This window comes from Paenibacillus sp. FSL L8-0340 (assembly GCF_038593145.1).
In the GTDB taxonomy this organism is placed as follows: Bacteria; Bacillota; Bacilli; order Paenibacillales; family Paenibacillaceae; genus Paenibacillus_AQ.
Window position 1 is genome coordinate 622,896 of sequence record NZ_CP151967.1, and the last position, 14,942, is coordinate 637,837.

The 14,942-nt window shown below is 51.4% G+C and carries 13 protein-coding genes; 9 read left to right on the plus strand and 4 right to left on the minus strand.

Going from position 1 to position 14,942, the window contains the following annotated elements; all coding sequences use genetic code 11:
- Positions 1 to 22 precede the first annotated feature (22 nt).
- Positions 23 to 2,455 (plus strand): glycogen/starch/alpha-glucan phosphorylase, encoded by a 2,433-nt coding sequence (locus NST07_RS02895; protein ID WP_341089601.1) that lies wholly within the window; start codon positions 23 to 25, stop codon positions 2,453 to 2,455.
- Positions 2,456 to 2,557: 102 nt separating this feature from the next.
- On the opposite strand, the gene NST07_RS02900 is transcribed toward NST07_RS02895, so the two are convergent.
- On the minus strand, positions 2,558 to 3,037 hold the full coding sequence (locus tag NST07_RS02900) for a GAF domain-containing protein (protein ID WP_076112815.1): 480 nt from the start codon (positions 3,035 to 3,037) through the stop codon (positions 2,558 to 2,560).
- Between the two features lie 237 nt (positions 3,038 to 3,274).
- On the opposite strand from NST07_RS02900, the gene NST07_RS02905 reads away from it, so the two are divergent.
- From NST07_RS02905 to NST07_RS02915, 3 genes are all read left to right on the plus strand, one after another.
- Positions 3,275 to 3,574: a hypothetical protein gene (locus NST07_RS02905; protein WP_038585534.1), complete on the plus strand. Its 300-nt coding sequence runs from the start codon at positions 3,275 to 3,277 to the stop codon at positions 3,572 to 3,574.
- A 274-nt stretch (positions 3,575 to 3,848) separates the two neighbouring features.
- Positions 3,849 to 4,376: a GNAT family protein gene (locus tag NST07_RS02910; RefSeq protein ID WP_341089602.1), complete on the plus strand. Its 528-nt coding sequence runs from the start codon at positions 3,849 to 3,851 to the stop codon at positions 4,374 to 4,376.
- 16 nt (positions 4,377 to 4,392) lie between these two features.
- Complete coding sequence (locus tag NST07_RS02915) at positions 4,393 to 5,910, plus strand: MDR family MFS transporter (protein ID WP_341089603.1); 1,518 nt, start codon at positions 4,393 to 4,395, stop codon at positions 5,908 to 5,910.
- A gap of 146 nt (positions 5,911 to 6,056) precedes the next feature.
- Here NST07_RS02915 and NST07_RS02920 read toward each other — a convergent pair whose 3' ends face one another.
- Positions 6,057 to 6,524, minus strand: a complete 468-nt coding sequence (locus NST07_RS02920) for a MarR family transcriptional regulator (protein ID WP_038585538.1) — start codon at positions 6,522 to 6,524, stop codon at positions 6,057 to 6,059.
- 537 nt (positions 6,525 to 7,061) lie between these two features.
- On the opposite strand from NST07_RS02920, the gene NST07_RS02925 reads away from it, so the two are divergent.
- Complete coding sequence (locus tag NST07_RS02925) at positions 7,062 to 7,829, plus strand: ABC transporter ATP-binding protein (RefSeq protein ID WP_341089604.1); 768 nt, start codon at positions 7,062 to 7,064, stop codon at positions 7,827 to 7,829.
- Positions 7,826 to 9,118 carry an ABC transporter permease gene (locus NST07_RS02930; RefSeq protein WP_342481019.1) on the plus strand — a complete coding sequence of 431 codons (1,293 nt, stop codon included), beginning with the start codon at positions 7,826 to 7,828 and terminating at the stop codon, positions 9,116 to 9,118. The genes NST07_RS02925 and NST07_RS02930 overlap by 4 nt, the downstream gene beginning before the upstream one ends.
- A gap of 127 nt (positions 9,119 to 9,245) precedes the next feature.
- On the opposite strand, the gene NST07_RS02935 is transcribed toward NST07_RS02930, so the two are convergent.
- On the minus strand, positions 9,246 to 10,508 hold the full coding sequence (locus tag NST07_RS02935; RefSeq protein WP_341089607.1) for an NAD(P)/FAD-dependent oxidoreductase: 1,263 nt from the start codon (positions 10,506 to 10,508) through the stop codon (positions 9,246 to 9,248).
- Between the two features lie 548 nt (positions 10,509 to 11,056).
- On the opposite strand from NST07_RS02935, the gene NST07_RS02940 reads away from it, so the two are divergent.
- The 3 genes from NST07_RS02940 (at position 11,057) to nadE (ending at position 13,965) form a co-directional block, all read left to right on the plus strand.
- Positions 11,057 to 12,415 carry an ATP-binding protein gene (locus NST07_RS02940; protein WP_342481020.1) on the plus strand — a complete coding sequence of 453 codons (1,359 nt, stop codon included), beginning with the start codon at positions 11,057 to 11,059 and terminating at the stop codon, positions 12,413 to 12,415.
- A gap of 159 nt (positions 12,416 to 12,574) precedes the next feature.
- A complete protein-coding gene (locus NST07_RS02945; protein WP_038585544.1) occupies positions 12,575 to 13,009 on the plus strand; it encodes a BrxA/BrxB family bacilliredoxin in 435 nt (144 codons plus the stop codon).
- Between the two features lie 146 nt (positions 13,010 to 13,155).
- The gene (gene nadE, locus NST07_RS02950) at positions 13,156 to 13,965 is read left to right on the plus strand and encodes an ammonia-dependent NAD(+) synthetase (RefSeq protein WP_341089610.1); all 810 of its coding nucleotides are present in this window, start codon (positions 13,156 to 13,158) and stop codon (positions 13,963 to 13,965) included.
- A gap of 92 nt (positions 13,966 to 14,057) precedes the next feature.
- On the opposite strand, the gene NST07_RS02955 is transcribed toward nadE, so the two are convergent.
- Positions 14,058 to 14,876 (minus strand): alpha/beta fold hydrolase, encoded by an 819-nt coding sequence (locus tag NST07_RS02955; protein ID WP_341089611.1) that lies wholly within the window; start codon positions 14,874 to 14,876, stop codon positions 14,058 to 14,060.
- Positions 14,877 to 14,942: the final 66 nt, after the last annotated feature.

A 14,942-nucleotide genomic window follows, 5' to 3' on the forward strand; every position in this document is an offset into this window, starting at 1 on the left:
ATCTGTCAGGAGGAACCCGCTGTTGTTCAACGATAAAGAAACCTTTAAACAAGCGTTCCGCGAGGCACTCATCAGGAAATTGGGCAAGCCGCTTGAAGAAGCTTCGAATGCTGATGTGTATAACATCATCGGCAATATGATCCGTGAGAATGCAGGTAAAAACTGGGCGGATACCAACCAGAAATTTAAGGCTGATAAGGAAAAGCAGGTTTACTATTTTTCCATGGAATTTCTGATTGGCAGGCTTCTGGGCAATAATCTGCTCAACATGGGCGTACTGGAGGTAGTACGCGAAGGACTTGCAGAACTGGGCTTTTGTCTTCAGGATATTGAAGAGGAAGAAGCAGATGCAGGCCTCGGCAACGGAGGTCTGGGGCGTTTGGCCGCCTGCTTCATGGATTCGCTGGCCTCCCTGCAGTATGCAGGGCATGGCTGCGGCATCCGTTATAAATACGGCCTGTTTGAGCAAAAGATTGTTGACGGATATCAGGTGGAGCTGCCCGATTATTGGCTGCAGAACGATAATGTGTGGGAATTGCGCCGGGAAGACAAGCAGGTGGAAGTACGGTTCTGGGGACATGTGGAGACCCGTGAGGAGAACGGTGAGCTGGCCTTCGAGCATAAGGATTATGAAGCGGTGCGGGCGGTTCCTTATGATATTCCGATTATTGGGGCGGACCGCAAGCATGTGAATACACTGCGGAACTGGAGTGCCGAATCGATCAACCCGTCCTCGAGAATAACCGGCTCCCTGGCTGGAACGGATTATCACAAGTTTCTGGAATACAAACGTTCAGTGGAATCAATTTCTGAATTCCTGTACCCGGATGATTCACAGTATGAAGGCAAGCTGCTCCGTCTGAAGCAGCAGTATTTCTTGTGCAGCGCAGGTCTGCAGAGCATTCTGCGGACGTACAGCAAGACGGGCCTGCCGATTGAACTGCTCCCGGACAAAGTGGCTCTGCACATCAATGATACGCATCCAACACTGGTTATCCCCGAATTGATGCGGATTCTGATGGATGAACACAGCATCGGCTGGAATCAGGCCTGGAGCATGACGACCCGGATGGTGTCCTATACCAACCATACCATTCTCAGCGAGGCACTGGAGAAATGGCCGATGGGGATGGTCCGGGAGCTGCTGCCGCGTATTTTCCTCATTATTGAGGAAATCAATGCCCGGTTCTGCGGTGAGCTGATGAGCAAATATCCCGGCGATCAGGACCGGATCAACCAGATGGCAATTATTCATGATGATCAGGTGCGGATGGCCCATCTGGCGATAGTAGCCAGCCATAGCGTGAATGGAGTGGCTGCGCTGCATACAGAGATTTTGCAGAAACGCGAGATGCGGCTGTTCAATGAGATGTATCCGCACCGCTTCAATAATAAGACGAACGGTATCACACACCGCCGCTGGCTGCTGCATGCCAATCCCGAGCTGGCCGGATTGATCAATGATTCCATTGGTACACGCTGGATTCACCATCCGCAGGAGATGATCGGGCTAATTAAATATTGTGAGGATGCTTCATTCCAGGAACAGGTGGCTGGCATCAAACGCCGTAACAAGCAGCGCCTGGCGGAATACATCGGCAAGAAGCATGGGGTGCAGGTAGACCCGGATTCCATCTTCGATGTACAGGTCAAACGGCTGCATGCCTACAAACGCCAGCTGCTGAACATTCTGCATATTATGCATATGTACAATCAGCTTAAAGATAATCCATCTATGGACATGGTGCCGCGCACCTTTATATTCGGGGCCAAGGCTGCACCCAGCTATCATTTGGCCAAACGGATTATTAAACTGATTAATACAGTGGCTGATGTCGTCAACAAGGATCCGGATATCAAAGGCAAGATCCGCATCTTTTTCCTGGAGAATTATTCGGTCTCTTTGGCGGAGAAGATTATTCCCGCAGCTGACGTAAGCGAACAAATCTCTACAGCAAGCAAGGAGGCTTCCGGCACCGGCAACATGAAGTTTATGATGAACGGTGCGCTGACCATCGGCACGATGGACGGGGCCAACGTGGAAATGCACGAAATGCTGGGTGACAACAACATGTTCCTGTTCGGACTGCGGGCAGAGCAGGTGCTTGATTACTACCAGTATGGAGGCTATCATTCCCGTGATATCTATAATGGCGATGGACGAGTCAAGGAAGTGCTGGATCAGCTCATCACACCGGGTCCAATCTGCTGCCATACCCAGGAGTTCGATTCGCTCTATCAGTCATTGCTCGACAATAATGATGAATTTTTTGTGCTTAAGGATTTTGCCAGCTATGTGGAGACTCATGTCAAAATCGATCTCGCCTACCGCAACCAGAAGGAATGGCTGAAAAAGTCGATTATCAATATCGGCCATTCCGGCAAATTTTCCAGTGACAACACGATCAGCCGCTACGCCTCTGAAATCTGGAATATTAGTCCGGTCCGGCAGTAATCGGGCGTTGTCCTCAGCATAAAAACGATCAACAGCAAAAAGGCCGTCACAAACGCAGGTACTCCTGCGAATGTGGCGGCCTTTTACATGCAGCCGGGAAAATTAGATTACGTCCGAAACCATAGCCGCGAACCGCTCCAGGAAGCGGCGTTCCTCATCATCGAAGCGGTGCTTGAGCGGGCTGTCGATATCCAGCACACCCAGCAGCCGGTCCTCCTTAATCAGCGGCACGACGATTTCGCTGTTCGAAGCGGCATCGCAGGCAATATGTCCCGGGAAGGCATGCACATCATCCACGACGAGTGTCCGGCGCTCGCTTGCGGCCGTTCCGCATACTCCGCGGCCCAGTGGAATGCGGATACAGGCAGGCAGTCCCTGAAAGGGTCCAAGCACAAGCTCCTTGCCGTCAAATAAATAGAAACCGGCCCAATTGGTATCCGGTAGAGAGAACTTAAGCAGTGCCGAGGCATTCGCCAGATTGGCAACGGCATTTGGCTCCCCTTCCATCAGCGCTCCCAGCTGGGATAGAACCGCTTCAAAACGCTCGCTGCGCGTTCCGTCGTAGGGCATAGCCTGAAACATGAAGCATCACCTTCCTGTACCTTGAGTCAGTATGAATCCATAACTGTAACTAACAACATAGTACAGCAACGTTCAATACGTCAAGCATTACCGGATTTATGCAGATTGCAGAGCTTACCCCCTTACCGTAACAGTCCCTCGTGTTTCCACAAGCCATCACTAGGGTAATGCTTTTATAAGAATAAGCAGTGATTGAATTTACTAAAACTGGAGGCTTTTGGCCGGAAGGAGTGGAATATGCGCGCCGATGTACAGAACTTGTTCGTAGGGATTCATATGCTTTATTTTGCACATGAGAGGGACCTTACAGTATCAGAAATGCAGCCGGAACTCGAGAATCTGGGATACCGGGTGGCGGAACGTGAAGTGAAGCAGGAACTGGAGCGGCTCTCTCAGGAGAACTTCCTGACTGCCCATGGCGAGGGATTCAGCATTACCGGGACGGGGATTGAAGAATTCAAGGCGATCCAGGAAAAGCTTCAGGTTCTCTGCACCGAGGTGCTTAAGCCGGTCAAGGCAGCAGGGGCCTCAGGTTAATCCTGAAGATTATGCCCATTTCCACTATACAACGGCATGAGCGAACCTTATGCACAAAAACAAACGTCTGCATCAGGGTGGGACCAAGCCGCCCTGATAAAGGCGTTTTTCAAACGGTTTCTCACTGAAACGGTACCGTCCCGGTTAAGGACAGTACCGTTTCTATGTGTGTGAAATTTATGTTTCTATTCAGGACATCCTTACATATGTTGTATACTTATAAGGTTGGAAGGGGACGAGAGCGTTGTACGTGTGCAATGGGATGGTACCGGCTTTGAGCGGAGAAAGAGTGGAATTGCGTGTTATGACCGAAGATCATGCCGCCGCATTATATGACCTCTGGTGTCATCCTGAGGTGGCGCTCTGGCTGGACATGCCCCCTCTGTCTTCGGCTGCTGATGCAGAGCATCTAATTGGATTACTGCGGCAGATGGCGCGGGAAGAAGCGAGTCTGCGCTGGAGCATCATAGGACCGGAGGGTGACGTAATCGGCAGCTGCGGCTATAACTACTGGCAGCTGCCGGGAGCGTACCGGGGGGAAATCGGCTGTGAGCTGTCACCGTCCCATTGGGGGCAGGGATATATGCAGGAAGCGCTGGAGCTTGTAATGGATTTCGGCTTCGGCACCATGGGGCTGAACCGGATTGAAGTATTATGCCATCCGGACAATGTCCGGGCGCAGAGGCTGTTTTCAGCACTGGGCTTCCGGGAGGAAGGGCTGTTGCGGGAATACCGTCATACGTCCTCAGGCTTTCAGGACGTTATTCTGTATGCGCTGCTGCGCAGTGAGGCTAGACGCTAATATATAGTGAGAGGATTTGGATTCATTGAAGTCTCCAGGAGAAACAGAACGCAAGCTTATTTTGATAGGGGTGCTGCTGGCTACATTTTTGGCTGCAATTGAAGGGACAGTAACCGGGCCTGCCGGACCGGCGATTGTTGGGGATTTTCAGGGGATGCAGTGGCTGAGCTGGATATTTACCGCCTATCTGCTGGCCATGGCGGTCACGACCCCGATATTTGGCAAGCTGAGCGATCTGATTGGCCGCAAGCCTGTATTCATCGGTGGAGCTGTGGTATTCTTGCTTGGCTCGCTGCTGTGCGGCATATCGCAGAGCATGGAACAGCTTATTATATTCCGCGGCATCCAAGGAATCGGAGCGGGAGCACTGATTCCGATGACCTTTACGATAATCGGTGACATCTACAGCATTAAAGAACGGGCAAAGACACAGGGGCTGCTGAGTTCGGTATGGGGGATCTCCTCTCTGGTTGGACCGCTGCTCGGCGGCTATGTTGTAGATTACTTAAGCTGGCGCTGGGTGTTTGTGTTTAATCTGCCTTTTGGCCTGTTATCTATTATATTTATTTCCCGCTATCTGAAGGAAGAACGGGTAAGACGCAAGACGAAGATTGATGTAGCCGGTGTGCTGCTGTTCGCGGCAGGGATGGGGGCTCTGCTCTTCGGACTGACGACAGGAGGGCAGAATCTGCCCTGGACGTCTCCGCTCCTGCTGGCGATATTGGGGGCGGCAATTCTGCTGCTGATAGTATTTCTGTTTGTGGAGCGCCGTGCTCCTGAACCGATGCTGCCGCTCACGCTGTTCTCTGTTCGTAATATTGCTGTATCCACCGGGGCCAATCTGCTGGTCAGTACCTTGATCATTGGCTTGTCCACCTATGTACCGCTGTGGGTACAAGGAGTGTTCGGAAAAAGTGCTGCCCTCTCAGGCCTGCTGCTCGCTCCGATGTCTGTAGGCTGGATGCTGGGCTCCATTGCCGGAGGACGGATGATCCTGCGCTCCGGCTCCCGCCGGACGGGCATGCTTGGTCTGGCGCTGATTTCCATAGGGGCCATCGGCCTTGCGTTTATGAACGGGGATTCCTCACAATTGCTGCTTCTATGTCTTATGCTGTTCTGCGGAGTCGGGTTTGGCTATGCCTCTACCGTCTTTACCATTATCGCCCAGTCCTCTGTGGAGCATGAGCAGCGCGGGGCCTCAACGGCACTCAATACGTTTACCCGTTCACTCGGGCAGACGGTTGGGGTGGCAATTTTCGGTTCCTGGCTGAACCTTACGATTGACAGACGGCTGGCGGAGCAGCCCGGCAGTGCAGTTACAGGGGATGACATCAATACACTACTTAATCCGCATGGCGGCAGCACACTGACCGGGGAGGCCTTGAGCAGTCTGCATGGTGCGCTGGAAGGCGGCCTGCATTCACTTTTTATTGTAATGGCGGTATTCGCAGTCTTGTCCCTGATTATTTCTTCAGGTCTGCGGAGTGGCGTTCCTTCCATTGCGGAGGAGAATCCGGCGCTTAAGAAGGCTTAGTGAATAACACTTGTGTCAGAACCCATCTATTGCTGCAACAAACTAGAAACGGCTGAGTCATCCTTAACAGGACGGCTCAGCCGTTTCTACTTGTTCTGGAGCTATTCTAAGAAGTGAATAGATTCACAATCTTGTTGACCCGAACCCTATTTGCGCGGGAGCGGGGAGAGTTTCTCAGCCTGGAGACCCATCTTCTTCAAAAGAGTAATCATTTGTTCCTTTTCTTCATCACTCAGGCCACTGAAAGCGAGGTGCAGGCGCTCCGAATACTTCGGATACATTTCGTTCATCAGATGTTCGCCTTCCGAAGTCAGCTCGGCGAAAATAACCCGGCGGTCGTTTGCGCAAGGCTTACGCTGCAGGTAGCCGCGTTCCTCAAGCTTGTCGATCACGTAAGTAACATTGCCGCTCTGTAAGAGCAGTTTGGCACCGATCTGCTGAATGGGTTGCGGCCCCTTATAGTAGAGGACCTCCATAACAGCAAAAGCAGTAGGATTGAAACCTTCAATCTTGCTTCCGGTAACGGCATGCTCGTTGATGCTCTTGAAAGACTTGGCAAAAACCCGGTACAAATGCAATGTCAGTTGAGTATCGCGTTCATAGGATTGTATCATGCTTCTCCACCCTCTATCGTTAATCGTACGGGTTGCCCCGTACGGTACTAAATCACGGCTTGAATTGCACGGTTTAGCTGTGCAATGACTTGATATAGCTTTACAATACGTCAAACAATGGATCAAGAACATGTGATTTGTCACAATGAGCACACTTTTAATTATTAAAAATCAAACAATTTTTTTAGAGCACGCAAAAGGTGCATATTGAATTGGTTTTTTTGGTGTACATCTCCGGTGGGAGGGCATTTTCAGCCTCTGGCGCGGTGGAGATTTACTCCCGGGGATTGATGAACAAACCTTTGGCTTCCCTTACTATAAATTACAAAGAAGCAAAGATTAGCATGGGAAGTGTTGCCTGATCATAGTGCAATCTGGTGCAATCTGGGGGTCTTTCCTTAAGCCGGAGAAGTCTCTTTCTGCACTTCGGGGAAGTAATGTTTGATGATTCTTCCCATTTGTCCGTATAATGGATAAAAAAGAACGGTAAAAGCAGCCGGGACACTTGTGAATTGATACTTAGGAGATGGAAGCCGTATGAAAGAGACAGAGTTTGAAGATGATTCTGCAGAGGGGTTCAAAGCTGAGGGCGAATGGGAAGAGGAAGATATCGTGCTCGATGTTTCCATTGAGGAAGCCGGTTACGAAGCGGGCGACAAACGGATTTCAGATATTTCTTTCCAGGTGCGGCGCGGCCAGCTGCTGGGATTGATCGGACCAAACGGAGCAGGGAAAAGCACTACCATCAAGACGCTGCTCGGCTTGTTGAAATATGCCAAGGCTAAAGTGGTTATCGGCGGAGAGAGTCAATCGTATGCATACGTACCGGAACAGCCGGTATTTTACGAGGACCTGACACTGTGGGAGCATCTCGATTTGGCAGCCGCTGCCTACGGTTTGAGCTACGAGACTTTTGTGGCCACCGCCGAGAAGCTTCTGGTGCAGTTTGGTATGGGAAATGTGCGGGATGACCTGCCTGCAGGCTTCTCCAAAGGTATGAAGCAAAAGATGATGCTGATGCTTGGCTTCCTGGTCCAGCCTGACGTCTACATTGTGGACGAGCCGTTTATCGGGCTTGACCCCCGTGCCACGAAGGATTTCCTGCGTCTCCTGGAGGCCGAGCGGAAGCGCGGTGCGGGCGTTCTGATGTCCACGCATGTACTGGATACTGCGGAGAAAATCTGCGATAGCTTCGTGCTGATCTCCAGCGGGGAAGTAACAGCAACAGGCACTTTGGAGGAAATCCGCGACATTGCCGGATTGCCGGAGGGGTCGTTGTTTGATTGCTTCGACGAATTGACATGAGCAGTCAGGAACAGGCTGTTCTTAACCCTAAAACCTCCGGCAAAAAAGCCGGGTATGCGTTTCCTACGGCTCCGCAGCTGTTCCGGCGGCGCCTGATCTCCCATTGGCGTGAGCAATCGGCGATTATCCGCACGGCGGCCGACTGGACGGTCCTGCTCTACCTAGTTATTCCCGGCGGCCTGCTGGGCGGACGGTTCTATTTCGGGTTCTGGAGCGGGGAAATGCCAACATGGACGACCGCGACCCCCTTTATGCTGCTTCCGCTGCTGCTGGCGGCTCTAATTGCTACCGGAGGTATGGTGCTGCTGCTCCAGGAAGGGGATTCGTTGTTTCTCAGGCAGCGGCAAAACTGGATCAGAAGCATTATGCTGCGGGGGCTTCTGTATAGTCTTACCGTAACTGCCCTCAAGATGGCAGCGGTATTTGCTATTCTGCTGCCCTTCATCGTCCGGGGGTATGGACTCAGCGGGGCAGCTGCCGCATCGCTTCTTGCAATGACCATAACCTGCAGCTGGTGCGTCAAACTGCTGGGACACCTCGTTAAGGTACAACGCCAGGGCTTCCGCCGCTGGCTGTGGCTCATTCCGGCCGTGACCGTCCCCTGTGCCGCTTATGTCAGGGCTGCTATTTATTGGGACAGCCAGCCTCTGTTGCTGCTGGCCGCTGCCGCCGTATATGGTGCTGTGGTTGTATGGGCGATACGCTTCCGCTTACGGCTGCACGCAACCTTTATGAGCGATGTGCGGGAAGACTACAAGCAGCGAATGAGAATTGCCGGTTTATTGCTGCGGGGCGTGCTTGATAAACCGCGTCCCACACGCTATAAACCTTGGATTTTCCGCAAATCCGAGCCGCTCCTGGCTTCGAAGCAGCCGGAGAGCCGCTTCGCGGCGGCTGGCATTAAAGCACTTGTGCGCAATCCGGCACACCTGAAGCTCTATTTTGCGTTCACGGGCGTTTCTATGATAGCTATTTTTATCGTTCCAGGGGTTTTGAAATGGGGGTTGCTCATTATTCTGGCGTTATTAATGGCCTACTGGCTGACTTCTTTCTGGTTATTGTTTGCAGGGGACGACTATATCGGGATCCTGCCCTTTACCAAAGCTCAGAAAGCCGATGCCGGTTCCGCAGCAATACCGATTCTGCTAGTTCCATATACAGCAATCTGTTCTGGTGTGGTGTGCATTCCTTTGTATGGATGGTGGGGGCTGCTGCTGTTTATTCCACTCGGTTATTTAACCGGGGCTTTCATTGCCAGAATGTTCAGCACAATGCGGTTTCAGAGATAGCTGCCGCAGACCCGCTAAATACAAAACAGCGTTACTTGCCGATTTACGCAAGTAACGCTGTTTTTAATTAGAGGGGACGCTATTTGGGCGGGCTTTGTAGTCCTAGACGGTGGATGCCCCCTTGCTTCTAATGCTGTCCAGCTGCATGTTTGCCCGCTGTGTAACCTGTGGAGAAAGCAGCGGTAATATTGTAGCCGCCGGTATAGCCGTGAATATCCAGCACCTCACCGCAGAAATAAAGTCCCTGCATAAGCTTAGACTCCATCGTCTTGGGATCGATTTCCTTCAGATTGACACCTCCGCCGGTAACAAAAGCTTCAGCCAGAGACCGGGTGCCGTGAACATAGACCGGCATCCGTTTCAGAAGGGCGGCCAGCGCTTGCAAGGCGCTTTTGGGAAGATGATAGCCGGTGATGTCTCCGTCCACCCCGGCTTTGGCCAGCAGCAGCGGAATGAGGCGCTCCGGAATCAAACCTTTCAAGGAATTGCGGATGGCCTTCTTAGGCTCCAATTCCAGCTTGTTCTGCAGCTGGGACTCCACCTCCTGCGGGTGATGGTCGGGAAAAAGGTCAATGGACAGCTCAACTGTGTCCGTTCCGGATTTACGCTGGATCTGGCGCAGGAACTGGCTGCACCGCAGCGCAATCGGGCCGGACAGCCCGAAATGAGTGAAGATCATATCTCCCCGGTGGGAGATCACCCTCTTGCCTTTGGGATTCCAGACGCTCAGCGTCACATCCCGCAGGGACAACCCCTGAAGTTCCCCTGACTTGATCCATTCCTCCCTAGAAATAATGGGCACTTCCGTCGGGAACAGCTCCGTAATTGTATGTCCGGCGGTGATCGCCCAAGGATAGCCGTCGCCGGTTGAACCGGTCTGAGGCACTGATTTGCCTCCCGTGGCGATTACGACAGCGCCAGCCGCAACCCCCTTGCCTGATTTCAGGCGGATTCCTTCTACTTTACCGTCTCCGTACAGGACCTCCTGCACCGGGCTATCTGTCATAATCTGCACACCCAGGCTGCGAACTTTGCCGATTAGAGCGGAAACGACGCTGGAGGCCTTGTCCGACACGGGAAACATCCGCCCGTTGTCTTCCTCTTTCAGGGCGATGCCCAAATTTTCAAAGAAATCGACAATATCCCGATTATTAAAATGATCAAATGCGCTGTATAAAAAGCGGCCGTTGCCCGGGATATGGGCAATAAGCTCGGAGGTTTCCTTGACGTTGGTTACATTGCAGCGCCCGCCGCCCGAGATTCCCAGCTTCCGGCCCAGCTTAGCCCCTTTATCAATCAGTAATACGGAGGCGCCGTGCTCCGCAGCGGCCACGCTGGCCATCAGCCCGGAGGGGCCGCCCCCAATGACGATTACATCATAGTTGCTCATGAATCTGCTCCTTTACATGCTTAAGGTATAGCGAATTTCAGCATTTTCGGTATTCTACTAACGGCATCATACCATTCCGGCCGCGGTGTAGCCAGACCTGTGGAACCGGCTTGTGATTATCGTTGTCAGAAAAGCCCGGCTGTGCTTTAATCTAAGTGGAAAGGGTAATTTGTCCAACTTGGGGAGTGATTGCAATTTTAGATGCGGTAAAGGATATTTTATTGCAAATCTTATCTGCCAGTTCCTTTATATTTCTATTTCAATGGTGGCTGGATCAAAGCCACATTATACGCAGAAATCGGCAATTCCCGGATGATCAGGCTTTGCTGATGATTTGCTGTGCCATTAGCATTACCCTTTGCACCATTTTCTCAACAACATTATTCGGGGTTGTTTATTTGAATTTGGCTATATTACCCGCTTATATCGGTATATTATATGGGAATTTCCGCTCCGGGATAAGCCTGGCTGCTTTTTTTATGCTCTGCACGGCTCTGTTTTCGGTATCACATGGAATAGACAAATGGGTAATTAATACTGGGGTTCTTATGTATCCGCTATTGTTTGCCTTTGTCCGGCCGTTTAAGAAAGCAAAGATTGTCCAGAAGATAGGCAGGTTATGGGCTGTTTTAGCCCCCAGCATGCTCTTTATTGTGCTCGTACCCAAAATGTACGGCAAGAATACATATGAAACCCTTTCGGCAGATACCTTGCTGATCACGGTATATCTGTTTATTACTATCATGCTCGGCGGATTATTTATATTTTGTATCGAAACCGCTTGGGATAAGCTTCAATATAAGGAGCAGATGAAGGGGATCTCTGAGAAATTCAAGCTGGAATCAGAGAAGCTTCAGCAGATTACCGATGCAGTACAGCTGAATATTATGTCGATGGATGACAGCGGGTATGTGACAGAACTTAACGAATTTATGCTCAAGCTGATTCATCGCCATTATCCTGAACTGACAAGGGAGACTATAATGTCCCAACCTGCAGGCCAGCTATTCAGAAAATATATTGACGAGCAGACCTATTCCCGGCTGGAGGACATCGTCCGCAGCAAACAGCGCACCAATGCCAAAATTACATGTGCAACGAGTACATATCAAATTTATACAGAGCCTCTGCTGCGGGATTCCGGAATTCCTGGCGGCGTTGTGATGATCGTTCAGGATCTGACCGAGGAGGCGAAGCTTCGCAGCGAGCTTGATAATGTAGAGCGGCTAACGCTGGTTGGACAGATGGCTGCAGGCATCACGCACGAGATCCGCAATCCCATGGCAGTCGTACGCGGATTTCTCCAGCTTATGAGAGAGAAGAGTCCGGGCGAGCTGGATTCATACTACCAGATCGTGATGGATGAGCTAGACCGGGCCAACGCTATCATCAATGACTTTCTGTCCCTGGCACAGACCCGTGTATCGGATAAAGAAATGGTGCAGCTTCATCTTATAGTAGAAGAGCTGAGTCCTTTGATCTGGGCAGATGCCAATCTCAGGGGCCAGAGCATTGAACTCCGGCTAAACCCGTCATTGCCTCTGCTGATGCTGAATGTCAGGGAGATTAAGCAGCTCGTCCTTAATCTGGCCCGCAACGGGATGGAGGCCATGGACCCGAAGGGGGTGTTGACCTTGGAGACACGTGTGAATGAGGATAGAGTTGAGCTGATGATTAAGGACACTGGAGGCGGAATTTCAACAAGCCAGATTGAGAATTTATTTGTCCCCTTTTTCACAACAAAAAATCATGGAACCGGGCTCGGGTTATCGCTTTGTCTGAGCATTGCCGAGCGGCATAACGGAAAGATCGCGGTTGAATCGCAGGAGGGCGTGGGCACAGTGTTCACCGTATCCTTTCCTTTTGAGAAGGAAGAAAGTGCAGCAACGACTAGGCTGCTGAAGTGAACATCCCTTGATAGAGGCACAAGTCACAGACGATGGGCTCCGCTGCAGCAGCAGGGCCCTCCTTGCTTTCACAGAGTATGCATGTATAATAAAGTTAGTAAGTGCTGCTGTAATGCAGCCTGACCAAACACTTTACAAGGCAAAGGAGAGTGCAGAGGAATGTCCATGTCATTTAATCAATATATGAGAGATTCAATTCAGCCTATGCGTGATGACCTGACAAGTATCGGGTTCCAGGAGTTGTTGACTCCAGAAGAGGTGGAAACCACTCTTCCAACCGCAAAGGGGACGTCGCTCGTTGTCGTCAATTCTGTATGCGGCTGTGCAGCCGGCCAATGCCGTCCTGGTGTAGCCCAAGCTTTGCAGAACGAAATTCTGCCGGATCATCTGTTCACCGTGTTCGCCGGACAGGAGAAGGAAGCCACTGCTAAAGCACGTGAATACTTCGCTCCATATCCTCCTTCTTCACCATCTATCGCTTTGATGAAGGATGGGGAGCTTGTGCATTTTATTGAGCGTCATGGGGTAGAAGACCGTTCAGCTGCCGAAATTGCTGCTGAATTGAAGGAAGTATTCAACCGTTTGTGCCAGTAATAGCGGTTAATTCATAGGATCTCGCGGTGGCCGGCAATCCGGCTGCTGCGGGATTTTTTCAAAACATAAGAATTTATATGCTTCATGCTATAAATTATGTTGAACTTGGGATGAACCATTCAAAGTGATGAAACGGGGTGTGGTTTGTGAGCTTGCAAGAAGAGATTATTGCTGCCCTCGGCGTAAAGCCGGCCATTGATGAAGAGGCAGAGGTACGGAGGCGTGTCGATTTCCTGAAAGCATATGTACGGCAGGCAGGAGCAAAAGGGCTGCTCATTGCGATCAGCGGCGGAGTCGACAGTGCGGTGGCAACAGGCCTGTGCAAACGGGCAACCGATGAGCTGACCGCAGAAGAAGGCAAGGAGTACATCACCCTTGGCGTATTCCAGCCTTACGGTGTTCAGGAGGATATCGAGCACAGCTACGCGGTGGCTGAAGCTTTTGAACTGACACATAAGGTTGAGACCAATATTGAGGAAGCTGTAAATGAGATCGCACTTGAGGTTGAACACAGCCTGAAAGCGCTGGGCCAGCACCGTCACATTACACATCAGGGCAAAGGCAATGTGAAGGCGAGAACCCGCATGGTTATGCAGTACGCACTCTCCTTCGAGAATAATCTGCTGGTAGTGGGAACGGATCATGCTTCCGAGGCCATTACCGGCTTTTACACCAAATGGGGCGATGGCGCAGTCGATATTACACCGCTGAGCTCGCTGAACAAGCGCCAGGTACGCCAGCTTGCAGCCTATCTGGGAGTACCAGCGGATATCGTGACCAAAGCACCGACGGCCGGCCTCTGGCCCGGACAGACGGATGAAACCGAGCTGGGTATTACGTATGATGACAACAGCGACTATCTGGAGGGCAAACAGGTCAGCACTGAGGTTGCCGGGAAACTGGAAGCTTATTACCGGAGAACGGCGCACAAGCGCAATGTAATACCGGGCATCTAGAAGGAGAATTTTATACAAAAAACCGCCGGAGAATCTGTGTGCATACTCAGACTTTCCGGCGGTTTTGTGTGTAGTACTATATGATATGGCGGTTATCCGGCCAGTACGCTGCGGATGAATTGGCGGGTAGCGTCGATCGCCTGTTCCAGCTGCGGAGTGGTACCGGCAAAAGGATGAACACTGCCAAAGGTATGATTTCCCTCCGGAATTTGCACCCGCTCTATATCGGGCCGGAGGTTGACCAATTGCTCCGAGCCGCGGCGCAGCCGTTCGCTATCCTGGGTCCCTTGAACAAGGACAACGGGAAAAGCGGCGGTCTTCATTCGCTCCAGAAGATTGTAACGCTCGGCCTGCCGCTCCAGATCTTCAATAATGACGGCATCGAGCGGCATTTGCTGACCCGTGCGGCCATTGAGTACATGAGTCCGGCCGCTTTGTTTCATTTCGCGTTTTTGTTCATCTGTGAATAAATCCAGATCGGTGATTCCGTTCCAGGAGATGACTCCGGCAATCTCCTCCGGGTGGTCCAGTGCGTAAAGCAGACAATCGCCGCCGCCGCGGCTGTGACCCAGCAGGAATAAGGGCAGGCTGCCAAATTTATGATGCTGGCTGAGATAGGAGAGCAGAATCTCCATGTCTTTGATCTCGCGGTTATAGGTATTGCGGGCGAACTTCTCAAGCTCGGTGAAATTCTGCAGATCCTCACCGATTCCCGCATGGGAGAAATTGAAGGAGATCACTTCATGCTCCTGGCTGAGCGCGGCTGCTAGGTAGGGGAACATTCCCCAATCCTTAAAGCCCTTGTACCCGTGGGCAATAACAATCAAACTATTGGCTTTGCCTTGAGCTGGAAAATGTGAGCAGCGCAGGACGGCATCTTCTCCGGCAGGCAACTGAAAATTGCGGTTCATGGTCGATTCCCCTCTCTATAGCTTTCAGAGATTATTATGTCTTCTTAATGTAGAATTGAGATTCTG